Origin of the sequence: Pseudidiomarina aquimaris (assembly GCF_003987395.1) — a bacterium.
GTDB lineage: Bacteria > Pseudomonadota > Gammaproteobacteria > Enterobacterales > Alteromonadaceae > Pseudidiomarina > Pseudidiomarina aquimaris.
In genome coordinates this window covers 128,542-154,384 of record NZ_PIPT01000006.1, presented here as the reverse complement: position 1 = coordinate 154,384, position 25,843 = coordinate 128,542, and the positions used below count along the sequence as shown (strand labels likewise).

At 50.0% G+C, this 25,843-nt stretch carries 21 protein-coding genes; 5 read left to right on the top strand and 16 right to left on the bottom strand.

All coding sequences use genetic code 11. The features are described from left to right. Window positions 1–156 precede the first annotated feature (156 nt). The 3 genes from mltF to guaB are packed head-to-tail and all read right to left on the bottom strand — an operon-like array spanning window position 157 to window position 4,613. Window positions 157–1,557 carry a membrane-bound lytic murein transglycosylase MltF gene (gene mltF / locus CWE21_RS08945; protein ID WP_126834087.1) on the bottom strand — a complete coding sequence of 467 codons (1,401 nt, stop codon included), beginning with the start codon at window positions 1,555–1,557 and terminating at the stop codon, window positions 157–159. 5 nt (window positions 1,558–1,562) lie between these two features. Further along, the gene (gene guaA, locus CWE21_RS08940) at window positions 1,563–3,137 is read right to left on the bottom strand and encodes a glutamine-hydrolyzing GMP synthase (RefSeq protein WP_126834086.1); all 1,575 of its coding nucleotides are present in this window, start codon (window positions 3,135–3,137) and stop codon (window positions 1,563–1,565) included. Window positions 3,138–3,143: 6 nt separating this feature from the next. After that, on the bottom strand, window positions 3,144–4,613 hold the full coding sequence (gene guaB, locus CWE21_RS08935; RefSeq protein ID WP_126834085.1) for an IMP dehydrogenase: 1,470 nt from the start codon (window positions 4,611–4,613) through the stop codon (window positions 3,144–3,146). Window positions 4,614–4,721: 108 nt separating this feature from the next. Here guaB and xseA point away from each other — a divergent pair, with 108 nt between their 5' ends. Beyond that, window positions 4,722–6,062: an exodeoxyribonuclease VII large subunit gene (gene xseA, locus CWE21_RS08930; RefSeq protein WP_126834084.1), complete on the top strand. Its 1,341-nt coding sequence runs from the start codon at window positions 4,722–4,724 to the stop codon at window positions 6,060–6,062. On the opposite strand, the gene CWE21_RS08925 is transcribed toward xseA, so the two are convergent. From CWE21_RS08925 to CWE21_RS08875, 11 genes are all read right to left on the bottom strand, one after another. After that, window positions 6,034–6,966: an AEC family transporter gene (locus tag CWE21_RS08925; RefSeq protein WP_241970267.1), complete on the bottom strand. Its 933-nt coding sequence runs from the start codon at window positions 6,964–6,966 to the stop codon at window positions 6,034–6,036. The two genes, xseA and CWE21_RS08925, sit on opposite strands and share 29 nt — an antisense overlap. Before the next feature lie 64 nt (window positions 6,967–7,030). After that, the gene (locus CWE21_RS08920; protein ID WP_157982750.1) at window positions 7,031–7,969 is read right to left on the bottom strand and encodes a porin; all 939 of its coding nucleotides are present in this window, start codon (window positions 7,967–7,969) and stop codon (window positions 7,031–7,033) included. Window positions 7,970–8,108: 139 nt separating this feature from the next. Then, the gene (locus CWE21_RS08915; RefSeq protein ID WP_126834082.1) at window positions 8,109–9,371 is read right to left on the bottom strand and encodes a tetratricopeptide repeat protein; all 1,263 of its coding nucleotides are present in this window, start codon (window positions 9,369–9,371) and stop codon (window positions 8,109–8,111) included. Between the two features lie 10 nt (window positions 9,372–9,381). Further along, the gene (locus CWE21_RS08910; RefSeq protein ID WP_126834081.1) at window positions 9,382–9,987 is read right to left on the bottom strand and encodes an energy transducer TonB; all 606 of its coding nucleotides are present in this window, start codon (window positions 9,985–9,987) and stop codon (window positions 9,382–9,384) included. A 3-nt stretch (window positions 9,988–9,990) separates the two neighbouring features. After that, a complete protein-coding gene (locus CWE21_RS08905) occupies window positions 9,991–10,398 on the bottom strand; it encodes an ExbD/TolR family protein (RefSeq protein WP_126834080.1) in 408 nt (135 codons plus the stop codon). 11 nt (window positions 10,399–10,409) lie between these two features. Next, a complete protein-coding gene (locus tag CWE21_RS08900; protein WP_126834169.1) occupies window positions 10,410–10,940 on the bottom strand; it encodes a MotA/TolQ/ExbB proton channel family protein in 531 nt (176 codons plus the stop codon). 2 nt (window positions 10,941–10,942) lie between these two features. Next, window positions 10,943–12,310 carry a MotA/TolQ/ExbB proton channel family protein gene (locus CWE21_RS08895; protein ID WP_241970270.1) on the bottom strand — a complete coding sequence of 456 codons (1,368 nt, stop codon included), beginning with the start codon at window positions 12,308–12,310 and terminating at the stop codon, window positions 10,943–10,945. 6 nt (window positions 12,311–12,316) lie between these two features. After that, entirely contained in the window at window positions 12,317–13,006 is a 690-nt protein-coding gene (locus tag CWE21_RS08890) for a DUF3450 domain-containing protein (RefSeq protein WP_420821130.1), read from the bottom strand. 190 nt (window positions 13,007–13,196) lie between these two features. Then, window positions 13,197–14,471 (bottom strand): mechanosensitive ion channel family protein, encoded by a 1,275-nt coding sequence (locus CWE21_RS08885; RefSeq protein WP_241970266.1) that lies wholly within the window; start codon window positions 14,469–14,471, stop codon window positions 13,197–13,199. Window positions 14,472–14,761: 290 nt separating this feature from the next. Continuing rightward, window positions 14,762–17,395 (bottom strand): TonB-dependent receptor domain-containing protein, encoded by a 2,634-nt coding sequence (locus tag CWE21_RS08880; protein ID WP_126834077.1) that lies wholly within the window; start codon window positions 17,393–17,395, stop codon window positions 14,762–14,764. 70 nt (window positions 17,396–17,465) lie between these two features. Next, window positions 17,466–18,935, bottom strand: a complete 1,470-nt coding sequence (locus CWE21_RS08875) for a hypothetical protein (RefSeq protein WP_126834076.1) — start codon at window positions 18,933–18,935, stop codon at window positions 17,466–17,468. Between the two features lie 153 nt (window positions 18,936–19,088). On the opposite strand from CWE21_RS08875, the gene CWE21_RS08870 reads away from it, so the two are divergent. Genes CWE21_RS08870 through CWE21_RS08860 form a run of 3 tightly spaced genes read left to right on the top strand, consistent with a single transcriptional unit; the run spans window position 19,089 to window position 23,501 of the window. Beyond that, window positions 19,089–20,843 carry a sensor histidine kinase gene (locus CWE21_RS08870; RefSeq protein ID WP_241970265.1) on the top strand — a complete coding sequence of 585 codons (1,755 nt, stop codon included), beginning with the start codon at window positions 19,089–19,091 and terminating at the stop codon, window positions 20,841–20,843. 32 nt (window positions 20,844–20,875) lie between these two features. Continuing rightward, complete coding sequence (gene rdgC, locus CWE21_RS08865) at window positions 20,876–21,784, top strand: recombination-associated protein RdgC (RefSeq protein WP_126834075.1); 909 nt, start codon at window positions 20,876–20,878, stop codon at window positions 21,782–21,784. A 34-nt stretch (window positions 21,785–21,818) separates the two neighbouring features. Beyond that, window positions 21,819–23,501 carry a dipeptidyl-peptidase 3 family protein gene (locus tag CWE21_RS08860; protein WP_126834074.1) on the top strand — a complete coding sequence of 561 codons (1,683 nt, stop codon included), beginning with the start codon at window positions 21,819–21,821 and terminating at the stop codon, window positions 23,499–23,501. An 11-nt stretch (window positions 23,502–23,512) separates the two neighbouring features. Here the strand turns inward: CWE21_RS08860 and CWE21_RS08855 are convergent, their stop codons facing one another. After that, window positions 23,513–24,220, bottom strand: a complete 708-nt coding sequence (locus CWE21_RS08855; protein ID WP_126834073.1) for a tRNA1(Val) (adenine(37)-N6)-methyltransferase — start codon at window positions 24,218–24,220, stop codon at window positions 23,513–23,515. Between the two features lie 45 nt (window positions 24,221–24,265). On the opposite strand from CWE21_RS08855, the gene srmB reads away from it, so the two are divergent. Beyond that, window positions 24,266–25,486 carry an ATP-dependent RNA helicase SrmB gene (gene srmB, locus CWE21_RS08850; protein WP_126834072.1) on the top strand — a complete coding sequence of 407 codons (1,221 nt, stop codon included), beginning with the start codon at window positions 24,266–24,268 and terminating at the stop codon, window positions 25,484–25,486. Here the strand turns inward: srmB and CWE21_RS08845 are convergent. Then, complete coding sequence (locus CWE21_RS08845) at window positions 25,470–25,838, bottom strand: VanZ family protein (RefSeq protein WP_126834071.1); 369 nt, start codon at window positions 25,836–25,838, stop codon at window positions 25,470–25,472. The genes srmB and CWE21_RS08845 overlap by 17 nt on opposite strands. Window positions 25,839–25,843: the final 5 nt, after the last annotated feature.

Sequence of the window (25,843 nt, the reverse complement as noted above, 5' to 3'; positions counted from 1 at the left end):
GCAATTACGACTTTTCGCAGCCGCGTATTATAAAGGTTTAATCGTCTTTTTCACATAACCGAAACCACTTCTGCCGACGATCATTCAGCAGGTGGCGTTTCTTGCGTAACCATGCTCGGCGACGCGCATGCGGAACCAGACGTTTTGTTGTACGCATTAGGGGGCCTCATCACCACTTCCCGTGGGAAGTGAAATATCTAGCGGCTGAGCTGGGATGCGTCCTCTTTCATCCAACCAAACCAAAGTATCGTAGTAGCGACGAATATTCCCTACATATCGCACCGGTTCATCACCACGCGCAAAGCCATAACGCGTTTGACGGTAATATTTTTTCTGTCGTAATAAGGGTAGTCGTTTGCGCACGTCAATCCAGCGATCGGGGTCAGCGCCTTGGCGTTCTGTCAGTACCCGCGCATCTTCTAAATGACCATAGCCAATATTATAGGCAGCAAGTGCAAACCAGGTGCGGTCTGGCTCTGGTATGCGCGCCGGTATGGTATCAAGCATGCGCTCAAAATAACGCGCCCCACCACGAATGCTCTCTTCTGGATTCAAGCGGCTGCTTACCCCCATCTGTTCTGCGGTCGGCAGCGTCAGCATCATCAAACCGCGCACACCCGTAGGGGATGTAGCCCGCGGGTTCCATAAGCTTTCTTGGTAGGAAATGGCAGCGAGCAAACGCCAATCAAGGCGGCCTGAATGCTCAACAAAGAAGTCGCGGTATTTAGGAAGTGTGCTTTGCACTGCATCGATAAAATAACTGGTATCGACATAATTAAATTGCGAAACATGACCAAAATGGCGGTCAACCAACTGCGCTAGTTCACCCGAGGCGCGCAAGTCACCAAAGAAACGGATAACTTCCGCGTACAACGAGCCATCACGTCCAGGCGCCAGCATCCAGCTGATATCAAGATCCTCACGTACGGTAAACGCGACACTGATGTTCGGAAAATAGCGCCGCTGCATATCAAGTATGTTGCTATCGGTAATCGTAAAAGCGATTTCCCCCTCAACGACAGAGCGCAATAATTCCGTGGCATCATGCTCATTGGTGGCGCGCCATTGTAGATTCGGATAGTCCTTAGCATTGCGTTGCAGCCAATCATGATGGCTGCTGCCCGCAACGACGACCACTTCACCATCTACTTGTGTCCAGTCACGCGGTCGATCACGGGAGCCTTGGCGGTAAACCAGCCGTTGGGCGACTTCTTGATAAGGGGGACCGAAGCGATAACGGCGATCGCGGCGCGGAGTGCGGTCGAGACCGGCAGCGATGATATCGACTTGCGCTTGGTCAAGGAGCGAAAAGAGATCATTGACGTTGTAGCGTGAAACGACTTCGAGCTCTACGTCGAGTTGTTCAGCAAAAGTAGCAGCGAGTGCGTATTCAAGCCCTCCTTCACTTTCGAGATCATGGTAGTAGGTTGTCGGCCCCAACAAGGTTCCGACCCGCAACACACCACGCTCCTTAATTTGTGCAAGGTGGTCGGGCTGCGGTTGCGGCGCGCAGCCAGCCAATAGCACTATCGCTATAACGGCAAGCCAACGCGCCATGCTAATTACTCCCACTCAATGGTGGCAGGAGGTTTACCTGAGATGTCATAGACCACCCGTGAAATACCATCAATTTCATTGATGATACGGTTGGACACTTTTTCCAAGAGTTCATAAGGTAAATGTGCCCAACGTGCGGTCATAAAGTCAATAGTTTCGACAGCACGCAATGCAATCACCCAATCGTACTTTCGTGCATCGCCCATGACACCTACTGAGCGTACCGGCAAGAACACGGCGAAAGCTTGGCTGACATCGTGATAAATCCCAGCATTGCGTAGTTCGGAAATAAAAATATGGTCCGCGCGACGCAGCAAGTCACAGTATTCTTTCTTCACCTCCGCCAGCACGCGCACCCCAAGACCTGGGCCTGGGAACGGGTGACGATAGAGCATATCGTATGGCAGACCGAGTTCGAGACCAATCTTGCGTACTTCGTCTTTGAACAGTTCACGCAACGGTTCAACTAACTCAAGTTTCATGTCTTCTGGCAAGCCACCCACATTGTGGTGCGATTTAATCACGTGCGCTTTACCAGTTTTTGAGCCAGCCGACTCAATCACGTCCGGGTAAATAGTGCCCTGCGCTAAGTAAGAAACGTCGTTGATGCGAGTTGCCTGCTCATCAAAAATTTCGATAAATACACGACCGATAATTTTACGCTTCGCTTCTGGGTCATGTTCACCGGCAAGTGCGTCCAGGAAGCGATTCTCAGCATCGACATGAACGATGTTCAAACCATAATGGTCACCGAACATTTCCATGACTTGCTCGGCTTCTTTGTAACGCAACAAGCCATTGTCGACGAACACACAGGTCAGCTGATCGCCGATGGCGCGGTGGAGTAACATGGCAGTGACGGAGCTATCCACGCCGCCAGACAAGCCTAACACCACTTTGCCATTACCTACTTGCTCACGGATACGCGCTACGGCGTCATTAATGATGTGCGCAGCTGTCCAGTTGGTCTCACACTCACAGATCTCCACCACGAAGTGCTCGAGCATCCGCATGCCTTGGCGTGTGTGGGTTACTTCAGGGTGGAACTGCACGCCATAAAAGTCACGCGCATCATCAGCCATTGCCGCGATTGGACAGGTTGGTGTCTGTGCCACGATATGGAAGCCTTCTGGCGCTTCAATGACTTTATCGCCATGACTCATCCACACATCAAGCAGTGGATTACCATTCTCGTGTACTGCGTCTTCAATGTGATGGAACAACGGGCACGGCTCGGTGCGTTCAACTTGGGCGTAACCAAATTCACGCTCCAATGAGCCTTGAACTTTACCCCCCAGTTGCGCGGCCATGGTTTGCATGCCGTAGCAGACACCTAAGACGGGTACACCCGCTTCAAAAACATACTCAGGTGCGCGTGGTGAACCTTCTTCGGTTACTGATTCTGGACCACCCGACAAAATAATGCCGTTTGGATTAAAGTTTTTAATATCTTCGGCGTCGACGTCCCACGCCCACAACTCACAATAAACGCCAATTTCACGAATACGACGCGCAATTAACTGCGTGTACTGTGAACCAAAATCTAAAATCAATATGCGATGCGCATGAATATCTTGCATGTCGGCTTAACCCATTCGGTAGTTTGGAGCTTCTTTGGTGATTTGCACATCGTGCACGTGTGATTCGCCCATACCTGCAGAGGTCACACGAACGAATTGCGGCTTGGTACGCATTTCTTTAATCGTCGCACTGCCAGTCAGCCCCATCGCTGAACGCAGACCGCCCATTTGCTGATGGATAATCGTCGCAATTGGGCCTTTATAGGCGATGCGCCCTTCGATGCCTTCAGGTACTAGCTTTTCGGCTTCGTTACTGGCTTGGAAATAACGGTCAGATGAGCCGTGACGCTGATTCATCGCACCTAAGCTTCCCATACCACGATAAGACTTATAGTAACGGCCTTGATACAGCTCTACTTCACCTGGAGATTCTTCCGTACCGGCTAGCATGCTGCCAACCATGACGCAGTCCGCACCAGCAGCAATCGCCTTGGCAATGTCGCCTGAGAAGCGAATACCGCCATCGGCAATCACTGGAATACCAGTCCCTTTCAGTGCATCCACGGCGTCACTGATGGCAGTGATTTGTGGGACGCCACAGCCGGTTACGATACGGGTCGTACAAATAGAACCAGGACCGATACCCACTTTCACGGCATCAACACCGGCATCGGCAAGTGCTTTGGCACCTGCCCCTGTCGCGACATTACCTGCGATAAGCTGGAGGTTCGGATATTCTTTACGAACATAAGCGACGCGATCAATCACGCCTTGTGAATGGCCATGCGAGGTATCGATGAGCAACACATCAACGCCTGCTTCGACCAACGCTGCGATGCGTTCTTCCGTGCCAGGACCCACACCGACAGCGGCACCTACGCGCAAACGACCGAGCTCATCTTTACAGGCATTAGGTTTGTTTTCAGCTTTGGTGAAATCCTTCAGGGTGATCATACCGCGCAAATGGAAGGCGTCATCCACCACGAGAATTTTTTCGATGCGGTGTTTGTGCATTAAGCCTAAGATTTCCTCGCTGCCAGCACTTTCCTTGACCGTGATGAGGTTTTCTTTTGGCGTCATGATAGTGGCAACACGCTTGCTATTGTCGCTCTCTGCGCGAGCGTCACGGCCGGTGATAATACCAACGAGCTCACCGCTACTCTCAACGACCGGAAATCCGTGAAAGCCATGTTCGACACTTAACGCGCGAATTTCACCAAGCGTGGTGTCAGGCGTAACCGTAACGGGGTCAGACACCATACCGCTTTCGTATTTTTTAACTTTGCGTACATGTGCAGCTTGCTCAGCAATGGTCATGTTTTTATGGACAAAGCCAATACCACCTTCTTGCGCTAGCGCAATAGCTAACGCCGCTTCAGTAACGGTATCCATAGCGGCCGAGACCATTGGAATATTCAGCTCAATACCGCGCGTCAGACGCGTGCGCAGGTCAGCAGTATGAGGTAAAACGGTCGAGTGACCGGGGACGAGTAAAACATCGTCAAAGGTAAGTGCTTCTTGAGCGATTCGTAGCATGGCAACATCCCACTAGCTGAGTTAATGTTGCGGGCAGATTTTACTCGTAATCGGCTTTTCAGTAAACTAATTTTTTTACTAATCGCTACTTAACTAAGGTTCCGCCTCATGCCCGATGCCGCCATTTTTACCGTTGCTCAATTGAATGCTGAAGTACGTCAAGTACTTGAGCAAGGATTTGGCTCGATTTGGCTAATTGGTGAAATTTCGAACTTTGCGGCGCCAAGCTCGGGACATTGGTATTTTACCCTCAAAGACGAACGCGCCCAGATCCGCGCGGCGATGTTCCGTAATGCCAATCAACGGGCTAAAGTCCGTCCGCAACACGGCATGCAGGTGTTGGTTCGCGCCAAGCTCACGGTGTACGAACCACGTGGCGATTATCAGCTGATTGTCGAGCATATGGAAGACGCTGGGGCAGGCCTGCTGCAGCAGCGCTATGAGCAGTTGAAGAATAAGCTTCAGGCCGCAGGACTGTTTGCCCCTGAACACAAGCAACCCCTGCCCGATACGATTCGTAAGGTAGGCGTCATCACTTCTCCAACGGGCGCGGCAATTCGCGATATTCTGGCCGTTCTGCAACGTCGTGATCCAAGCATTGAAGTGATTATTTATCCAAGTGCCGTGCAAGGGCAGAGTGCTGCCAACGATTTACTCTTTGCGCTGCAGCGTGCCATTGCGCGCAACGAGGTCGATGTACTGATTGTCAGTCGTGGGGGTGGTTCGCTCGAGGATTTATGGTGCTTTAACGATGAACAATTCGCCTCTGCTCTGCATAGCTGCCCATTGCCAACCATCAGTGCTGTGGGCCACGAAGTGGACTTTACCATCGCCGACTACGTGGCCGACGTACGCGCACCTACGCCCTCAGCGGCCGCAGAGTTAGTGAGTCGTGACCAGCGTGAAGTGCTACAACGCTTGCAACAACTTGACCACCGCTTACAACAGTGTTGGCAACGGCAGCGTAACTTTATTCAGCAGACCTTACAACATTGGCAGCACCGCCTTGACCAGCAACATCCGCAGCGTCGGTTACAACAACACAGCCAACGCGTCGATGAGCTCATCGCCCGCGCAGCGGCAGCGATGCAACGCTGTCAACGGCAGACGCGCGAACGTTTGGGCTACCAGCAACAACGCCTTGTCGCTGTACATCCGCAGCGCCAGCTCGCACCGCTACAGCAACAACTGCAACAATTGCAACAGCGACAAAACTTGGCGATGCGGCAAATGTTGAAGTACTGGCAACAGCGCCAGCAGACGGTCGTGCAAAACTTACAGTTGGTAAGCCCGCTCCAAACGATTGCGCGCGGCTATGCAGTGGTGCGTTCGCAGCAAGGTGAAGTAATTCGTGACCCTGCTCAGCTCAGCCAAGACGAAGTATTCTCGGTTCGCGTCGCCGAAGGCGAGTTTAACGCCATTAAAGCCCCTGCAAGGTCTGCAAAATAAAGTACCAAAGTGGCAAGGTGACAAAACAAAAGAGTACCCCGTAGCCAACCACTGCAGCAGAGAGCGTTGGCGCCAACCCAGCCATTATGGCTAAGGCGCCAGCCGAAATCATCGCCGGCATAGCTGCTTCCATAATGGTGACCTGCACCGCCAGTTGCTCAAGTCCAAAACCCCACAGCATCAGCAACGCAACCAATGGCATAAGCCCTAATTTGAGTACCAATGCCCAAACCAAAGGTCCACGATCTTCCTGCGGTAAACGGAAGCGCAACTGAAAGCCAACCGCGACCATAATAACTGGCACGAGGGTCACTGCGAGTGAATCAATAAAGTTCTGCATGACATCGGGATAGGTGAAGCTGCGCAGTGCAAACGCTGCCACGAGCGCAACGAAAGGGGGAAACTTGATGATTTTCCAGGCGATTGTCTTGGCCGCTGGACGTTGCGCTTGCTCGCCCTCACTATGACTGTAAACGGCGGCAATGATGGTAGCGTAGATCGAGAGGATAAAAAATGAGCCGAGTTGATCATAGAGTAACGCGTACGGAATACCCTCGGCACCGAAAAACGCCTCGATCATTGGAAAGCCGACAAACGAGGTGTTACCCAGCGGGATAACAATAAGCATGGCACCCGTCGTCGTGCGCGACCATTGACGCCATTTCGCAACCCAAAGCACCACGGGGACAGTTAGCGCCAGCAGCAGCCAAGGAATTAGAGCAGGAAAAAGCAACTCTTTACCGAAGGTAAGCGCTGGGATCTTTTGCAGTACTAAAGCGGGCAATGCCACGTAAATTACGTAGGCATTAAGAATCTGTCCGGTATTCTGGGGAAACTGCCGGCTACGTCTGAGCAGTAAGCCAATCAAAACGTAGCCCGCAATATAAAGAAAATTCGCCATCATTCAAGCTAGCTAGTGAGTGATGGCGATAGTCTACAAGGCTTTCGTTGCCAAGAGAAATTAGACTTTAGAAGCGGTGTTCAAGTCCAATAGCGATGTAGGTTTGCTCTTCCGCTAAAGTATCGAGGTCACGACCGGTATACCAAGCGTAGACTTTAGTGTTTTTACTAAATTTGTAATCAGCACCGAAAGCAATCGAATCGTCGTCACCATCAACGAATTCCATCATTTGGTATTGTGCCTTCAAGCGCCAGCTGCCAAGCGCATGCTCCACGCTGGCAACAAAGCCATCGGCTTCATTAGTACCTGCAACTTCCTGTTGTTGTTGCCACATAAGACCAAACATCGTGTCAGCGACCTTGGTGTAACCGATCAAGCGCTCAATATCGTAACCGTCTACATCACGATCAATACCAGCACCGAAATAGTAGGGTGTATCATCTAAACCCTCGTCGCCATAGGTAAGGGCAAGAGAGTAACCGTCGTCTTGGGTCTCATCTTCGCTCAGAACAATCGAGCCAGCCACACGGAAATCAGCGAATGCTGGCGAGTAATAGGAGATGGTGTCGCTGGTACGGTTCTCACCTTCGAAAAGCGCTTTAATATCAGCTTCGTAGTCGCTGAACTGATCAATATCGCCTTGCAGCGTTTTCAACGCAGTATCACGACGACCTACAGTAAGCTCACCGAATTTTCCTTTTAAGCCAACATACTGGTTACGCGACTTCAAATTGCCGTCACCACCCAAGTCAGCAAGGTCGACTTGCCACTCTAGCTTGTAGATAACTTCAAAATCATCATTAAGCTTAGTACCGCCTTTTACGCCAATACGCGAGGCGTTGCTTACTAACTCAGTTTCACTGCCGTCACCTTCATCATTGCTTTGCAATGAGAGGTTGGCCTTGCCGTAAAAGTCGAAAGAGATTGGGTTCTCGTCCTGAGCTGCAGCTGCGCCACTAAGAAGTGTTAGTGGAAGTACCGTCCAAATTGAAGATTTAACTGTCATAACGGTTACCATGATTGCTAAATTGAAATTCAAGCAGGCACCCGCCTACTCAACACGCGCATAGCATATGGCACTTTTATGACAGTTTGATGACTATATGTCAGTTTTTTTTCGTTTCGATAAAATTTTTATGGCGTATTTATGACGCTTGTAACTGTTTTATCCGCTCTGCTTGCTCTTTTTCAGAGGTTGCATAGCGCTCCCATTGTGCTGCTGCCTTGCGCGCATCGTCAAAAGCTTTCGCTTTGGCAAATGCTTGCAACGCAGGATTATAGTTCTCTTGTTCTAGTTCAGCCATGCCGATAACTAAATGCATGGTTCCTGGCTTTTCTAGGTTGCCTTTGTTCAACGCCATTTCAGCCGCGGCAATAGCCTGCGGGTAACGCTCGGCATTCAATAACACTTGCGCACGTTGTGCATCTAGCTCACCATCGCTACTGAGTTCAGCCGCGCGCTCAAGTGCGGCGACAGCACGATCTGTCTCGCGCGCCGCAATCCAGCTTTGCGCCAGTAGTTTCAAGTTACGTAAATTAGCTTCCAGTTTGCCGTCAAGCAAAGCCTGTTCCATTACCTTACCTGCTTTGTAGGGAATGCCGCCAAAGAAGTAGCTTTGTACCAACATTTGCAAGTCTTGCCCTTTAGTTAAGAAACCTTGTTGATAAGCAGCTTCCAGCATTGCCAATTGCTGCTCGTCGTTACCCAACTGTCCATAAACACCGGCAAGTTGCACCCAGTATTCAGGCTTATTGAAATGCTTGATCATTTTTTCGAGCACCAATGCAACCGCTTCTGTCTGTCCCAACTCGTAGTGAATTGCGCGTTGCAGCACGTACCAGTTTTCGTCGCCAGCACCGCCATTCTGCTCGGCAGTTGTAATCGCCCGCTGAATCGGACCTAGTGCTTGTTGGTAGTCGCCTTTTTGGTACAACGCTTGGGCACGCAGAACATCGGCTTTTTGCGCATTTTCATCACCCACAACTTGCTGCCAACGCTCAAGGTAGTTCAATGTTTCTGCGTAATTCCCCTGTCCCAATGACAATTGCGCCAAACTAAACAACGTATTCTGCTTTAAAGCGTCCGGGATAGGGTCTTCATCAACCACCTTAGCAAAGTAGTCTATCGCCTCAGCGAGCTGATCTTTGCCGTAGTACATGTAACCATAGAAATTCCACAGCATCGCTCGTTCATAGCTGTTCATGCTACTGAGCTTTGATTCAACGTTTTTAAGCGCTGCTAAACCGGCTGTAACATCCCCGTTATCTGCCAATTCTTGGGCGCGCGCCAACTGTGAATAGACTTGTTCACGCAGCGCAGGTACTCGTTTGGTTTCCTGGGCATGAACCAGTTGCAGGCTCGATTGAGCAACAACCAGCAAAACAATCGCAATAAGTAAGTTACGCATGGTTTTTCTCCTAGCCGTCAATTTCAAAGGTTAAACGGTTTTGTACGCCTTCAACTTCAACCGTTTCACCGTTCACAACGCGCGGCTTGTATTTAAATTTCACCACTGCATCCAATGCTGCTTGATCAAAAATCTGCTCAGGCTCAGCCTCAACAACCCGTGGGTTGCGAACTGTGCCTTGCTTAGTGACCGTAAACTCAACCACCACATAACCCTCGATGCCGCGCTGTAGCGCACGACGTGGGTAGGCAGCCTGAACCTTTACAATCGGCAAGTATTCACCATCACTAGTATCCAGATTCATCCCACCGCTTAGACCCGTGTCAGCTTGTGCAACAGCAGAGAAGTCGTAGCTACCCTCGCCCGGCGTTAATTCGCTACTATCCATTTGCGGCTGTGGCAGATCCTCAGGGGGTTGCTCAGGCTCGGGCGGACGTTGTGGCTTACGTTCCTTTTCTTGCACCACTTCTTCGGGCTTTACTCGTACGAAATCGAGTACGCTGCCCTTCGGTGGCTCCGTCATCGCACCTTCACCGCCGGTGATGAAGGACTGCATCAAATAAAACAGTCCTAAGGTCACAACGGCAGCAACGGCTAATGCAGCTAAAAAACGCATAAATTATTCTTCCTGTGCGGCAATCGAGACATCGAACACACCAGCAGCCCGTGCTGCATCCATGACTTTGATCAGGGTTTCGGTAGTCGCGAGCTTGTCAGCTTGAATCACTACTGAACCTTGCGGATTCTCGGCATATAGCCGTTCAATATTCGCTTGCACTGCGCGTACGTCGACCTGACGTTTGTTGATCCAGATCTCTCCGGTTTCGCTAATAGCAACCAAGATGTTGGCACGATCTTTTTGTACAGCAGTTGCGGCATCTGGACGATTCACGTCAATCCCCGCCTCTTTCACAAAGGTTGCGGTAACAATGAAGAAGATCAGCATAATAAACACCACGTCCAGCATCGGCGTCATATCAATTTGCGCTTCTTCTTCGTCAAGTAAATTAGCAAAATGTTGTTTCATAAGTTGACCCTCTAGTGATGTTCCATCAGCATGCGATCTTCAAGCTTCAAGCGCTCACGCTTTGCTGTTCGTTGCAACCAAGTGGTGGCGAAAACGCCTGATAGTGCGCCTACCATGCCAGCCATCGTTGGAATCGTAGCTTTCGATACACCAGCTGCCATCGAACGCGCATTGCCAGTGCCAGCAATGGCCATCACATCAAATACTTCAATCATGCCCGTCACGGTTCCCATCAAGCCAAGCAGCGGACAAAGCGCAACCAAGGCTTGCAGAACCGGAACCTTGCCACCTAAAGCTAAGGAAACGCGCGAGATCATCGCCTGGCGAATTTGCTCAGCATGCCATGACGATTTGTCATCGCGGCTTTGCCACTTTTGCAAAACGCGGCGCTTCTCTTGCTGATGACCACGGCTGTAATAAAAAACGCGCTCCAGAATCATCAACCACATCACGAAGATGAGGATGCCGATGACCAGTAAGACTTGGCCACCGGTTTCAACAAAGTCCTGAATCGCACTATAAAAGTCGATGAAGAACACCATCATTAGTGACTCCGCTCAGAACGCTCCGCGATAATGCCAGAGGCCTGTTCCTGCAAGACGTGCACAATATTTCGGCTACGCGTGTTAAGGGTCGCGAACAGTAACGTCATCGGAATCGCTACAACCAAACCGAGTACGGTGGTTACCAACGCTTGCGAAATACCACCTGCCATGAGTTTCGGGTCGCCCGTACCGAATAAGGTAATGGCTTGGAAGGTGTTAATCATACCGGTTACCGTACCGAGTAGACCCAGCAAAGGCGCCACCACTGAGATGATCTTAATAAAGGTCAAGTTGCGGGTAATCTTAGGTACCTCACGCAAGATCGCTTCGCTTAGTTTCAGCTCCAGAGTTTCAGTGTCGACTTGCGGATACTTATCTTGTACCGCCATAACGCGGCCCAACGGATTATCTTGTTTGGCATCATTTTGCTTCAATTGACGCTTCACTTTGCCGCCCATCAGGGTCAAGGTGATAAAGCGCTCCAGTGCAATCAATAAACCAATCACACCTAAGCCAAGAATGATGTAACCCACAGTCGAACCTTGCTCAATACGTTCCATGGTGCCCGGTGCTTGCACAAGCAAACCAAGAATTGAGCCACCGGTAGGGTCTAAACCAAAACGCACTGGGTTTTCATCGCCCTGCTCTAGTGCTTCAACAGTCGATAAGTAACGGCCACTCGGCTGACGAACTAACTCGGCAACAGCATCGGTACCGGGAATCAGCTCAAGGTATTTGCCATCAGCAACCATATTGAAAGTACCAACCCGCACGACGGACTTCTCTACTTTCTCACCACTCGCCAAGGTTACAGTGGTGTCAAACTGACTCACTTTGCCCGACTCGGTCATTTCTTGCTGAAGCGCAAACCACACCGACTCAATTTCTTCGATACTGGCTAGCTTAGAGCTTGAGCCCATTTTCTGTGCCAAGTCACTTAGAGCATCACTGCGGCCTGGAAACTCTACTGATACATAGGAATTCTGTAGCGTGCTTGCCGTATCGCCAGCGACTTGCTGCAACACACCAAATAACTCTTTCAGCGAGCCCATGCGCTGGGTAAGCGCATCTTCAAGTGCCGCTAAATCACGTTCATTTTCTTCAAACTGCCCTTCGAGTTCAGCACTCAGAGCCTCTAATTGATCACGCTGGGCAATCGCGTCGCGCAGAATTTGCTGCTGTTGCTCTGCTTGCGCACGAAACCGAGCTTCACGTTCCTGGTTGGCTTGCGACTGGGCAAACTTACCTTCTTTCAACTGCTGTAGAAGTTGGTCTAAGTCAACCGGTTCTTGGGCAATAGTGGGCGTAGCCATTGTGAACGAGCTAGCCACCAACACGACGGCAGTTAACAAATGTTTGAGCTTCAACATGGATTACTCTCCTGCCTGAACGTCAGAGTGAAAGATCGGCAACATCAACAAGTCCGGCGCAAGTTGCTTACGCGCGATACGGAGTGCTTCTTGAACATTTGCGGCATAACTGGAGTCCAGCTCTTGCCAAGCTCGCGCTTGCTGATTCCAGACACCCATGGTGTCACCATTACGGGTCTTGTAGATAAGCGCGGTGCGCCCTACGCGAAGGAATTCGACATCTTGGCTTTGGCCATTGACTTCCATCGCACCGTTATAGGCTTCAATCGTACGACCATATTCCGACTCGATTTGGTAGGCCTCCATAACCCGACGAAACTTCTCAGACACATCAACATCGGCACGGTCCATCAAGTCCTCAAGTCCGGCGATACGGTTGTTGCGTTCTTCTGGTAAGAAAGGAACATCTAGCTCCACAAAGGTAGCCAAGCTATCGATCATGCGCAGCATGAGAGGTGTGATTTGACGCTCGACGACGCTCACTTCATCGATTGAGGCGTTCAAATCGCTTTTTTCGGTCTGTTGCGACGCGATCTGCTTTTGCAGTTGCTGCACATAGACTTCGAGTCCTTCGATTTGACGACTAATTTGCTTGTACTGCTGCAAACGCTCTTGCGTCGTATCGGCAATTTTATCGACGGTAAGTTGAGAAGAACGCGCAGCTTGGTTGATTTCATTAGCAGCGTCGACCACGGGGTCGAGTGCCTGTTCTTGCGCGTTTAATTGCGGACTGGCAACGCCTACGGTGGCTAGAAAACTGGCCACCAACAGCGTGCGAGTGAAACATGGGTTCATGGAAACACCTTGCACACGTTGTGAATGATGGTGTGCAAGATACGTCAGTTCTGTGACAGCTTGGTGACTGTATTATGGCAGTTTTATGTCAGGATGAATCTTTTGTGCCAGTTTGATTTAAGTTTCGTGTCATTTCGCGCATATCGATACCACTTGGATGCTGGAACACACGTAAGCCAAACTCAGGCAAAATCGACAGCAAGTGGTCGAAAATATCCGACTGGATACTTTCGTACTCGGTCCAAGCTGTGGTGTTGGTAAAGCAGTAGACTTCGAGCGGTAGGCCATCAGAAGTCGGATTTAACTGGCGCACCATCAGTGTCATTTCCTGATGCACGCGCTCGTTATTTTCCAAATATTTCTTCACATAAGCGCGGAAAGTACCGATGTTGGTAATACGGCGCGTATTCACTGGCTCTTTGCCTTCGTCCTTGAGCTGCTGGTTCCACTCATCGATTTCTTGTTGCTTGTCTTTCAAATAATCCTTCAACAACCGAAAACGCTTTACCGCATTCATTTCATCTTCGGTCAAAAAGTGAATACTTTGCTGATCGAGTAATAGACTACGCTTGATACGACGCCCGCCCGACTCCTGCATACCGCGCCAGTTTTTGAACGGGTCTGAGATGAAGCGGCGCGTAGGAATAAAGGTTATGGTTTTATCCCAGTTTTGCACCTTGACTTGATGCAAGGCGATATCGATGACATCACCATCGGCATTAAGGTTTGGCATTTCGACCCAGTCACCAACCCGAATAATATCATTCGAGGTGATTTGCACACTAGCCACGAGACTCAACAAGGTATCTTGAAATACCAACATCAAGACCGCCGCCATAGCACCTAAACCGGACAGCAAAATCACTGGCGATTTATCGATCAGTACCGCCACCATTAAGATGGTAGCCACTGCATAGATCACGATCTTGGCAACTTGGATATAGCCCTTGATGGGGCGTTCATGAGCATCCGGCTGCCGCTCATAGAGCATATTAATAATCGTCAGCGTGCCACTGATAGCGCGTGCGATGGTTATGACAATAAATGCATAACAGACGTTAGTGACAACAATCGTGAGTTCTTCAACCAGATTAGGAACCGAGGTGATGCCGAAAGCAATGACTAGCGCAGGAACGACATTCGCAAGGCGAGCCACAATATTGCGCTCAATTGCTTGTCGATCTTTGCCCACAGGTGTGTAGCTGATGAGGTTCAGCAAGCCACGCAGTAAAACTTTCTTCACTATGAAGTTGGCGATCCAGGCACCCAGCAGGAGCAAACCTAACTTGGTAAGCGTGTCCATGTCGGGCCGTTCAATCAGCCATTGTTCTGCGGTTTCAAGTTTTTCTTGTAAGTCCTGCATAAAGTCCGTTATTCGCTGTTCGCTGTTCGCTGTTCGCTGTTCGCTGTTCGCTGTTCGCTGTTCGCTGTTCGCTGTTCGCTGTTCGCTGTTCGCTGTTCGCTAATGATTAGAAACCATCTAGCTTTAGGTTTCAACAAATAGCGTAGCCCGTGGTTTTACCACGGGACAGATCTCACGTTTCAACGATGCTGGTTCAATTCGCTATTCCCCGCAGTAGAACTGCGGGCTACATACAAAAACGGGAGCCTTGGCCCCCGTTTCAAATCAGTCAGAACGTTCAGCAACCACCGTCAGAACGAATAGCTATACTCCAAGCTAATGCCCGTGCCGACCGTACGCATCTGAATCATTCGACCGTTCTGCTCGATTTCAACGTCGTCACCCAACAGATTTTGCACCTTGAACTTCAGCTTCGAATTGAAGTCTGGGTAGTACGTGTAAACTGCATCCAGGCTATGGAACGGTTGCTCGAAGGCATCGTCGATACCGATTTCACCCTGCTTCACACCCGCAAACGCAATGCGCTCGCCTGCGACGTTGTAGATCAACGAGGCACTGTGTTCACCATTCAGTGAATCGTATCCTAACTGCAAGTTGGCAACATACTTCGAATGCCCAGTCATACGACGGGTATTGTTGGTGAGCTCCACGTTACCTGTGTTAGCGATGCTAATTTCAGAATCTGAAAGGGTCAGGTTACCAGTGACAAATAAGCCGTCAGCAAGCGCTGTTAAGTCTTTCAAGAATTCAAATTCAACGCCATACACTTCACCAGCCTGGCCATTCAAGAAGGTAATCACTCGGTCGGAGTCGGTACCTTTGGCTTCCACTGCCTCAATTGGGTTGGCGAGATCTTTGTAGAACGCTGCCACAGAGTAGTTTTCACCTGAAGGCAGGTACCACTCCCAACGCACATCGAAGTTATCAATGTCGGTGGTCATCAGCTCGCTGTTACCACGCACCTTGAAGTTGGTGATCGGGTCAACGAAGATGACTTCGGTTAGCTCTCGCAAGTCTGGACGTACAACAGTGCTGCCGTAGCCGAAACGCAGTTGCATTTCATCGTTCAGTTGATAGGTCAGTGCGAGTGAGCCATAGATATCGTCTTCCATACGACCTGCTTCTGCCGCGTCACCGATAACGGTCATGTCGCGAATGTCTAGTTGCGCTGCAACTTGGGTATATTGCTCCCAACGCAGACCACCGCTGACCCGCCAATCTTGATTCACTTGGACATCAAGCAAGCCGTAACCAGCTTCGATTTGCTGAGCAGCAAGGTAGTTCGGATCGGTTGCCGTTGGCGCGCCAAACAACGCTAGACCAAAGTCAGCATCAGTAATGTTGCCAACACTAAACAAGTCGTTGTAGCCAACATTAACCAGGTCTTCATTCGCCACTTGTTCAGCACTCAAGGCGAAGCGACGTGAATACGAAGAACGAGCTTTTTTCGAAACTTGTCCACCGCCTTTGACTAAGATTTCCATATCAGCCAAATACAATGGCAACTCTCCATCCACTCGCCAATCCTGGGCATCATCCTGCAGCGTTTGGAATTGCATGGTGGTCGCGGTACGCGTCTGTTGGAACGCCAAGTCACCAATGCCTTCACCTAGATCGCGATTGTTGATACGGCGGTAAAAGACTTCACCCGGTGCATCACGGTTAGCGCGTGAGTCAGCATATTGCCAATCCAAGGCAAAGCCCCACAGTTCAGGAAAATAATGCGAGCCACGGATTTGGTTGGTTAAAAGTTCGCGCTGCTCATAGCGAATATCAGTGTCATAGTAGCTTAAGCCATCCTCATTAATTGAGTTCGGCGTTTCGATGCCACCCTGCTCTACACGATCTGAAGTGTTGCGTAAGAAAATCGTCGAGGTTTCAAGCTTATGATAGTCACCAATTTGCAAGCCGAAGTTTAATAAGCCGCTCAGTTCAACGTCTTGGGTAGTAACGCGGGTTTCACTGCGTTGATTCACCACGGTCTCGCCATTGGCGATACCGAGCACTTCTTCAGTTTCTTCATTGTTCGACCAACCGCTGTCATAATCAACACCGGCTAAGAAACCAAAGGTAATATCGTTACCCAAATCGTAGTTTGAACCATAGGTCAGTGAGCCCTTGATATCAGGCGCCATCGACTTACTGTACACTTCGTTTTGCGTATTCATTGACGCCGCAAGGCTACGGTTAATTTCTGCGGCTTCGGCTAACGAGATATTCTCGTAGCTGGCAATACTCGCGGTGTTAATCGACTCTTGATAACGCGCTAAGGCAGACCACATTTCGGGCGAGAGAGCGCGGGTACCGTCGTCTTCACCAAGCCAATCATCACTGCCGCCAGAGTAACTAAAACCGTCGTCAGATAAGTTAGTATTCCAGCCGGTTCCAATTGAAACATCAAACACTTCTTCGGTTGGAATCGAGACTGTACGAATATCAACATTACCGCCACCAAAGTTTGCTGGCATATCAGGTGAGTATGATTTTTGTACTGCCATACTCTCGATGATGCTAGCTGGAAACATATCAAGTGGAATAACATTTCGAGTTGGATCAGGTGATGGTACCGACGCACCATTTAATTGCGTACTTGAATAGCGCTCACCTAAACCACGAACATAAATGAATTTACCATCCACCAGTGTCAAACCAGTTACACGGCGCAACGCCGCAGCTGCATCGCTATCACCAGTTCGGGAAATTTGCTCTGCACCAAGAATATCCGCTACGAAAGCTTGAGCCTTGCGCTCTTCAACCACTGCAGCAGCCGAGCCCTGTAGCCTTGTACCAGTGGTTACCACTTCTTCAATTGTCGTATCATCACTGGTTGACGTTTCTTGTTGTGCATAAGCAACAGGTCCTGACAACGCTAGCGCGATGGCAAGGCCCAGTTTACTTTGAGTTAAAACAGCCTGCTTTTTCATAGGAAACTCCGATTGCGTGACTTGAGAAATACGGGGGAAAGATGCACATCCATGTGCCCCTAATCCGTGTTTAGTCGCGCAGGCCTACGGTCCAGCCGTTGGTCCAATCGTCGTCTTCGCTTACCGCACCGATGAAGTCGACATCATCAAAGAATGGGTCAATGCTGCTCAGGTCAGTTTTTGGCGTTACCGTCACTGGTGCACCTGAAGCGTCTGCCATATCGCTTGCTGTGATGTAGCCTGAAGTCAATACACTTGCGCCAGCACTCAGTGTTACGTTGCCTGTACCAGCTTCGAACCAGTTCTGGGTATCGGTATCTTTAAAGTTCTCAGTACATGCAATGACTGAGTTCTGGATAGAGAGGTCACCGTTCGCTGCTGCGGTTAGGGTTGCAGCATCATCGATTTCCAAACATTCGCCACGCGCTTCAGTGATCACAAAGTTATATAATGCGCCGTGCGTACCTTCACGCACCAACACACCTTCTGACTCGTCAGAACCATCTGTAGCTGTTAGCGAACCAATTGAAGTGAAGTTAGCAATGATCGGGTCTGAGTACGGAGTTGCGTCGTTGTTGCCGCTGTTACCATCCGCTTCGATAGCACGGTTGGCGCGGTCATCAGCATGCTTCACCAGAATGTACTGAATCTTACCTTGCCAGCCATCAGCCCAATCCAATGAGTCATCATCGTTACCGGTCAGAACTACGTTTTTCACGTTGGCTGCTCCGCCGAAGAACTCAATACCATCATCCAGGTTATTGTGAACTTGGATATATTCGAGAGTCGTACCTGAGCCCACTGCGTTGAAAGTGATACCGTTCAACTCGTTGTCCAGTGAGACTTCGTAGCCCGCATACTTAACCAAGGCATAACGTAATACGCCTGAGTCATCCGCATTGTCATCACCACCATAGAAGCCTGCGCCACCTTCACCTTGCAGTACACAGTTGGCTAGGTCGTTCTGATCACATTTGTTCGAGATACCGAAGCCATTAATAACGATACCGCCCCACAAACCACGGGCATTTTCGTCAATGTCAAAGCCTTCAACTTCTTGTACCGAAGTGAAAGTGATCGGCGCGTTACGGTTACCATCTGCCATGATGTTTGCACCACGTGCAATACGTACGAACGAGTCGCCGTCTTCAAAAGCAAGTGTTACACCTGCATCGATGGTCAAGGTTGGACCTTCACGGTTGACGTCTGCAGTAGCTTCAACGTTTTCACCGATATAAAGACCATTCGGGAAAATGTGCGCGCCGCCTGGCAGTTCTACCAAACGAATGTCGCTCGTCACTGGGCTTTCTGGCGTTGAGAAGCTACGTGGATAAACGCAGTCTGCACCGATTTTCTCACCACGAATCGTCGTACCAGAAGACTCGTAAGAAGCACAGTTGTTGGTATCTGGCGTGCTGCCACCACCTTCATTAACTGAGTTGTCGATTGAAGTAGGCGTCAAGTTGATGTCGCCACCACAACCAGCAAGTAGCATAGAAGCGGTCAGGGCAGAAAGAGCGAAAGCTTTAGTGCGGTTCATGTTAGTCTCCAAAGGATTGTAGCCGAATCTGAATTTCGTGAACGCACTTTAAGGAGGTTATGTGACACCTAGGTGACGCGTTTATGAACACTTCATGACAATAGGAATAGTTGCGCTCGAGGAGAGATTGGATAAACTGAGCACAGCCAACAAATGAGTGAGTCGATGTCAGGTACCACCAAAATTTCCAAATCCCTGCTTACCAACGTGTTGTCAGTGTATTTTGTGCTGACGCTGGTGGTGACCTGTGTGCAGGTAATGGGTGAGTACTTTGATACCAAAAGCCAACTCGTTCAGGAATTGCAAAACCAACAAAGCACTTTTAGTAATTCCGTAGCCCGCTCGCTGTGGGAGTACAATAATCCACAAATTGAAGCGATTGCTGAGGGTTTGATCAATATTCCAGCCATCGCTGGCATCGTGATTCGCGATGAAGGCGGCGACGTGATCGTTAAGTTGGGCCTAACCGAGAACGTCAATACCTATAACCTCGCGGCGGACGTTGAGGACTACGTGATTGAAGAGCACAACGGGCTGTTCGGCTATTACTCCTCGATTATTTTTGAATTCGCAGGCACCTCCAACCGTGTCGGTGACGTTACCCTGTTCTCAACCCGTGATATCGCCCTCGAGCGCATCCGTTTTAGTCTCTATTTTATTTTTGGTAACGCCATCATTAAAAGCACCTTTTTGATTGTGCTGTTTACCTTGGCGTTTAGTCGTATGCTGAACCGTCCTATGGAGATGCTGACCCAGCAAATACGCAACTTCCGCCTCGATGATCTTGAGCATTCACGTATCAACCTGAAAAGTCACCGCCAAGCGGAGTTTACGATGCTAGAGCAAGCCTACAACCAGCTGCTCGATAGCATCGAAGACTATCAAGAGGACTTAAAACGCACGCAACAGCAATTGCTCAAAGCCAACCGTCAATTAGATGACCAAAATGCCATGCTTGAGCAAGAAGTGGCGCGTAAAACCTCCAGCTTGAGTCAGGTTTTAACTGACCTCGAGCGGCGCAAGAACGAACTCGAGCAACGCCAAGAGAAACTTGAACGGGAAATCCGTCAACGAAAAATTATTGAAGAAGACTTGCGTGAGGCAAACCAACAATTACAAAGCTCAGTCACGGCCTCAGAACGTTTACAAGACCAGCTGCTCGAAGCAGAAAAACTAGCGGCACTTGGCCGCTTAGTAGGCGGTATCACCCATGATGTTGGTACGCCATTGGGGATTGGTATCACCGCTGCCAGTGTTTTGGGCGAAAAGCTCGAGGCCATGCGCACTGCACTTGAAAATCGTGAGCTTACCGAGGCCCAGTTGCGTGAGTTTTTGGCCGCTGGCGGTGAAAGTGTCGGCTTGCTCGAAAGTAATCTTCAACGCGCTTCAGAATTATTAGGGAGCTTTAAACAAGTTGCCGTGGATCAAACGTCCGATGCAGTTCGAGAAATCAATGTAAAAAACTATATTGAAAGCGTTCTGCAAGCACTACGTCCGCGGTTTAAAAATACTCCGCACAAATTTAGCCTCGATTGCCCAGAAGACTTTAATGTGCGCTGTAATGCTGGTGCCTTGGCGCAAATCATTACTAATTTAATTCTCAACTCGCTGATTCATGCCTTTGAAGACGATCAAGAGGGACACCTTGAACTATCGCTGTCGCGTCGAGGCGATGTGCTAACGCTGCATTATCAAGACGATGGCAAAGGATTAACCGAGTCCCAACAAGAGCAGTTGTTCACACCGTTTTATACCACTCGTCGCGAGCGCGGTGGGAGCGGCTTAGGTACGCACATCATTCACAGCCTCGTGGCACAAACCTTCAAAGGTAAAATTTCAATTAAGTCGGCCCCGCAAGAAGGTTTGGCTTATACCATCGAACTACCGATTCAATTTATTGATCGCTAACGCGGTCCCATTTTTACAGCAAGGAACAGTATATGTGGTTTCGTAATTTGCGTATTTATACGTTAGCTGACGACTTCGAGTTGACGACGGATCTTGACCAAGCCCTCGCCGAACATAGTTTTACTCCGTGTGGTCGCAGCGAGCTGGCTAGCTTTGGCTGGTCGTCGCCGTTTGGCCCGCGCAGCGAAGTGTTGTTTCACAAAATCGGCGACAGCTACCTTTTCTGTGCCCGCAAAGAAGAAAAAGTATTGCCAAGCAGTGTGGTCAACGCACAGTTAGAGGAGCAAATCGAAGCGGTCGAAGCTGAGCAAGGTCGCCGCGTAGTCGGCAAAGAAAAGCAAACGATGAAAGAAGACCTCGTGCACCGTTTGCTACCGCAAGCCTTCACGCGCTTTAAGTTAACCTGGGGCATGCTCGATACCCAGCTCGGCATCGTCGTCGTTGATGCTTCGGCGAGCAATCAAGCCGAGGACTTTTTAGGCCTATTACGCAGTAGCCTCGGCTCGTTACCGGTGAAACCATGGTTTAGTGACAATCCAACCGAGCTTTATTTCACGAAATGGCTTAAAAACAGTGAAATCCCCGGTGACTTCGATTTTGGTGATGAAGCTGAATTGCGCGACAACGACCAAGACGGTGGCATTCTGCGCTGTAAAAATCATGAGCTGACAACTCCAGAAATTTTGGCTCACTTGGAACATGGCAAACAGCTGACTAAACTGGGTATCACTTGGGCTGATCGCATCACTATGGTGATCGAACAGGATATGGCCATTAAACGCTTTAAAGCCACCGACGTTTTGCTCGATGACCAAGACAAGTTAGTGGATGCTACTGCGGAAGAAAAAATCGATGCCGATTTTGCCTTGCTTAGCGGCGAAATTCGCGAGCTGTATCCGCAGTTGGTCAGTTTATTTAACGACGAAATAAGCGTAGATTAAACGCACTAAAACAGCACAACAGAGAGACATAAAAATGAACACGTTTCGATTTTCACTCACCGCAATTGCCAGCGCGCTGCTCATTACAGCCTGCAGCCAGCCGGCCAGCGAGAATAGCGCAACTACTGCGGAAGCTGCATCTCAAGCAGCCAGCGTTAGTCTGGTTGCTGACGCTGAACAGCGTTTAGATATCTATCAACCAGTAGACTTAACCGCCGATTTGAGCCATTTGTCAGCTGACCAGCAAAAGATGATTGGCCTCTTAATTGACGCTTCGAAGATTATGGATGAGCTGTTTTGGTCGCAAGCGTACCCAGGTGATAAGCAAGAGCTGCTAGCGGCTATTGATGATCCGAAAGTGAAGAAGTTCGTCGAAATCAATTACGGTCCATGGGATCGCTTGAACAGTAATAAGCCTTTCCTAACTGGCGTTGACGCAAAACCTGCTGGGGCAAATTTCTATCCAGCCGACATGAGCAAGGAAGAGTTCGAAGCCGCAAACTTTGAAGGCAAGATTGATCTGTATACCCTCGTGCGTCGCAACCAAGACGGTGAGCTTTATTCAATTCCATACAACGTGGCCTACACCGAGCAATTGCAAGCGGCCGCCAGCCTCTTACGCGAAGCCGCCACGCTAGCTAAAAGCGAAGCCTTCGCGAACTACCTCAACCTGCGCGCCGATGCTTTTGAAAGTAACAGTTACCAAGCTTCTGATTTCGCTTGGATGGACATGACCGACAACCAAATCGATATCGTCATGGGGCCTATCGAAACCTACGAAGACCAGTTGTACGGGTATCGCGCGGGGTTTGAGTCTTACGTACTCATCAAAGACATGGACTGGAGCCAGCGCCTAGAAAAATACGCTGAATACCTGCCAAGCCTGCAACGCGGTCTGCCCGTTGAGGATGCCTACAAAGCCGAAATGCCGGGCTCTGGTGCCCAACTGAACGCTTACGATGTGGTTTACTATGCGGGCCACTCGAACGCCGGTAGTAAGACCATTGCGATTAACCTACCTAATGATGAGCAGGTGCAACTCGAAAAAGGCACGCGCCGCTTACAGCTTAAAAATGCGATGCGCGCCAAGTTTGATGAAATTCTAGTGCCGATTGCGGACGTGTTAATCGTACCAGAGCAACGTCAACACATTACGTTTGATGCCTTTTTTGCCAATACCATGTTCCATGAAGTCGCTCATGGGCTTGGCATCAAAAACACCATTGATGGTACAAGTACTGTGCGCCAAGCCTTGAAGGAACACGCCTCTGCGCTCGAAGAGGGCAAAGCGGATATTTTAGGTCTTTACATGGTCACGCAACTGCTTGAGCAAGGTGTGATCAGCGAAGGCCAATTGGAAGATTATTACACGACTTTCTTAGCTGGGATCTTCCGTTCAGTGCGTTTTGGCGCATCGAGTGCGCACGGGAAAGCTAATATGATTCGGTTTAACTATTTCGCCGATGCCGGTGCTTTCACTCGTAATGAAAAGGGTCAATATGCGGTCGACATGGACGCCATGCGTAGTGCCATGAATAGCCTGTCAGAAAAGATCCTCACCCTACAAGGTGACGGTGATTATGCAGGTGTTGGCCAGTTATTCGATCAGATGGGCAACGTCAGTGCGCAACTGCAAGCCGACCTCGACCGTCTCTCCGCAGCGAGCATTCCAGTCGATATTACTTTCAATCAAGGTAAGGCCACGCTAGGTCTCTAACCTTTATCGGCTTAAAAGTTTTGACCGGCGAGATAAAACTCGCCGGTCAAACGCCGATAAGCTTCGCTATAACTCCCGTCTTCAGCGTGAATCACCAACGCCTCTCGCACTATATTTTGCGGCGCGCTGAGTTGCCAACCTTGCACGACTAATTTCGGCTTTTTCTTAACTGTCGTTTGTACCCGTAACTCATTGCCTAAATAGAAGCCCTCGGCTTCGGCCAAAGCCTGCCATTGCTCAGCTTGGTGGGTCGGTAACACCCAATAAAATGTCCCTGTGTCGCACAGTGAGCGCGCGGCGCATTTGAGCCAAGCACTGGGAGCAACCTCTCCCTGCCGCGCTAGTGCACGCGCATCCTGAGCACTGGCAAGATGATTGGCAAAGTAAGGTGGATTACAAACAATGAGATCATAGGGCTGCGGTGACTGCCAAGCCGAAACGCATTGTTGCTCAAGCTGGATACGCTCCGGCCATGGACTCGTGAGCACATTTTGTCGCGCCTGAGCGATTGCCGCCGCATCCGCATCAAACCCATCGATATACGCTTGCGCCGCACGCTGGGCCAGCATTAATGCCAACAAGCCGCTGCCAGTGCCCATATCCAGTGCCCTTTTGACCCCTGCGACCGGCACATAACTGCCAAAAAGCAGGCTATCGGTGCTGACTTTCATCGCACATTGGTCGTCTTTGATATAAAATTGCCGGCATTGAAAGCCCATTTTGACTCCAACCACAGCGCGATGCTGCAATGAAAGGATGACATCATGACCCCTGACTGGGATCAACTCGAACTCGACGATGACCTTATCGACGTCTTAGTCGCTGCAGAGCTAAATAAGCCTGCCAAAGTGCAACAGGCCGTAATTCCTGCAGCACTGGCCGGTCAGGACTTGTTGGTCAACTCACCGACCGGAACCGGTAAAACCTTGGCATTTTTGCTGCCCGCACTACAGCATTTGCTCGACTTTCCGCGTCACCAACCGGGTAGCGCGCGCGTGCTTATTCTCGCACCGACCCGAGAACTTGCGCAACAAATCGCTGAACAAGCCGACGCCTTCGAAGAAACCTCAGGCTTGCGTACCGTTTTGGTGACGGGTGGCGTCAATTATGGCAGCCAGCATCAACTCTTGGAACAACCGCACGATATTCTCGTTGCGACACCCGGTCGCTTACTTGATCTGCTCAATGCTGAACAATATGAACTGGAGCACATCGAATGGCTGATCATCGATGAAGCCGATCGGATGTTGGATATGGGCTTCGCTGGCTCGGTCGAAATGATCGCTCAGTCAGCGCTGCATTTAAAGCAGACCTTGCTCTTTTCTGCCACCCTCGAAAGCGCCGGCGTACTGAAGTTTTCGGCCGCCATCCAGAAAGAGCCAGAACATATCGTCGTCCAACCGCCAAAACGCGAGAAGGGTAAGATCTTGCAGCGTTGGTACCAGGCAGACACCGCCGAACACAAGCTGCAACTGCTGTTACGCCTATTGCCAGACTACCCGGGCCGACGGATTATCTTCGTTCGCACCCGCGAAAAAGTCGAAGAAATCTCTGGCAAGCTCTGGAGTGCTGGCATTAAAAATATGACACTGCGCGGCGACATGCCCCAAGACGAGCGGCAGAAAATCATTGCCCGTATGGAAACCTTTGGCGATGCAACACTGGTCGCCACCGATGTTGCCGCACGTGGGATTGATATCGAAGCAGTAGAGCTGGTCGTTAACTACGACCTACCGCGTCAAGCAGACATCTATTTGCACCGTATCGGTCGTACCGGCCGTGCCGGTAAAACCGGTGTCGCTGTGTCATTAGTGGAAGCGCACGATGCCGACCTACTTGGCCGCATCGAGCGTTATCAAGACGCTAAAATCGAACGCCGCGTCTTTGCTGAGTTAAAGCCGCAATATAAATTCCCCGATCCGCGTAAAAAAGCGAAGAAGAAAAAGAAGAAAACCGACAGCAAGAAAGCTAAGAAGAAGTCTTAGTGCGGCGCTTACGGTGGCGCATAAAGCGCCACCACGCAATAAAATAAAAACTCGCAGCACCAGCCGCATCAGCGGCTAAGTCAGCCCAACTTGAGGTGCGATAAGGCAAGAGCTCCTGAACGTACTCAATCAGCAAACCATAGCCGGTTAACACCAGCAGTGCGAGCCAGATTGGGATAGGAAAGGCATGGTAAAACGCCCACGCCAAAACAAAAAAGGCGCCGAAGTGTACTACCTTGTCCATGTGTTCAAAGCGCGGTAAGTCGCCCGTCGAGACCTGCATCAGAAAGATCGCAGTCACCGCCACCAATAACACCAAAAAGAGAACTCTAGCCCAATTCTTCGATAGCATATTTA

Bases quoted from the DNA above. Each gene is read 5' to 3' on its own strand.
- mltF (WP_126834087.1), bottom strand. From the start codon at position 1,557: ATGGCGCGTTGGCTTGCCGTTATAGCGATAGTGCTATTGGCTGGCTGC.
- guaA (WP_126834086.1), bottom strand. From the start codon at position 3,137: ATGCAAGATATTCATGCGCATCGCATATTGATTTTAGATTTTGGTTCA.
- guaB (WP_126834085.1), bottom strand. From the start codon at position 4,613: ATGCTACGAATCGCTCAAGAAGCACTTACCTTTGACGATGTTTTACTC.
- xseA (WP_126834084.1), top strand. From the start codon at position 4,722: ATGCCCGATGCCGCCATTTTTACCGTTGCTCAATTGAATGCTGAAGTA.
- CWE21_RS08925 (WP_241970267.1), bottom strand. From the start codon at position 6,966: ATGATGGCGAATTTTCTTTATATTGCGGGCTACGTTTTGATTGGCTTA.
- CWE21_RS08920 (WP_157982750.1), bottom strand. From the start codon at position 7,969: ATGACAGTTAAATCTTCAATTTGGACGGTACTTCCACTAACACTTCTT.
- CWE21_RS08915 (WP_126834082.1), bottom strand. From the start codon at position 9,371: ATGCGTAACTTACTTATTGCGATTGTTTTGCTGGTTGTTGCTCAATCG.
- CWE21_RS08910 (WP_126834081.1), bottom strand. From the start codon at position 9,987: ATGCGTTTTTTAGCTGCATTAGCCGTTGCTGCCGTTGTGACCTTAGGA.
- CWE21_RS08905 (WP_126834080.1), bottom strand. From the start codon at position 10,398: ATGAAACAACATTTTGCTAATTTACTTGACGAAGAAGAAGCGCAAATT.
- CWE21_RS08900 (WP_126834169.1), bottom strand. From the start codon at position 10,940: ATGGTGTTCTTCATCGACTTTTATAGTGCGATTCAGGACTTTGTTGAA.
- CWE21_RS08885 (WP_241970266.1), bottom strand. From the start codon at position 14,471: ATGCAGGACTTACAAGAAAAACTTGAAACCGCAGAACAATGGCTGATT.
- CWE21_RS08880 (WP_126834077.1), bottom strand. From the start codon at position 17,395: ATGAAAAAGCAGGCTGTTTTAACTCAAAGTAAACTGGGCCTTGCCATC.
- CWE21_RS08875 (WP_126834076.1), bottom strand. From the start codon at position 18,935: ATGAACCGCACTAAAGCTTTCGCTCTTTCTGCCCTGACCGCTTCTATG.
- CWE21_RS08870 (WP_241970265.1), top strand. From the start codon at position 19,089: ATGAGTGAGTCGATGTCAGGTACCACCAAAATTTCCAAATCCCTGCTT.
- rdgC (WP_126834075.1), top strand. From the start codon at position 20,876: ATGTGGTTTCGTAATTTGCGTATTTATACGTTAGCTGACGACTTCGAG.
- CWE21_RS08860 (WP_126834074.1), top strand. From the start codon at position 21,819: ATGAACACGTTTCGATTTTCACTCACCGCAATTGCCAGCGCGCTGCTC.
- CWE21_RS08855 (WP_126834073.1), bottom strand. From the start codon at position 24,220: ATGGGCTTTCAATGCCGGCAATTTTATATCAAAGACGACCAATGTGCG.
- srmB (WP_126834072.1), top strand. From the start codon at position 24,266: ATGACCCCTGACTGGGATCAACTCGAACTCGACGATGACCTTATCGAC.
- CWE21_RS08845 (WP_126834071.1), bottom strand. From the start codon at position 25,838: ATGCTATCGAAGAATTGGGCTAGAGTTCTCTTTTTGGTGTTATTGGTG.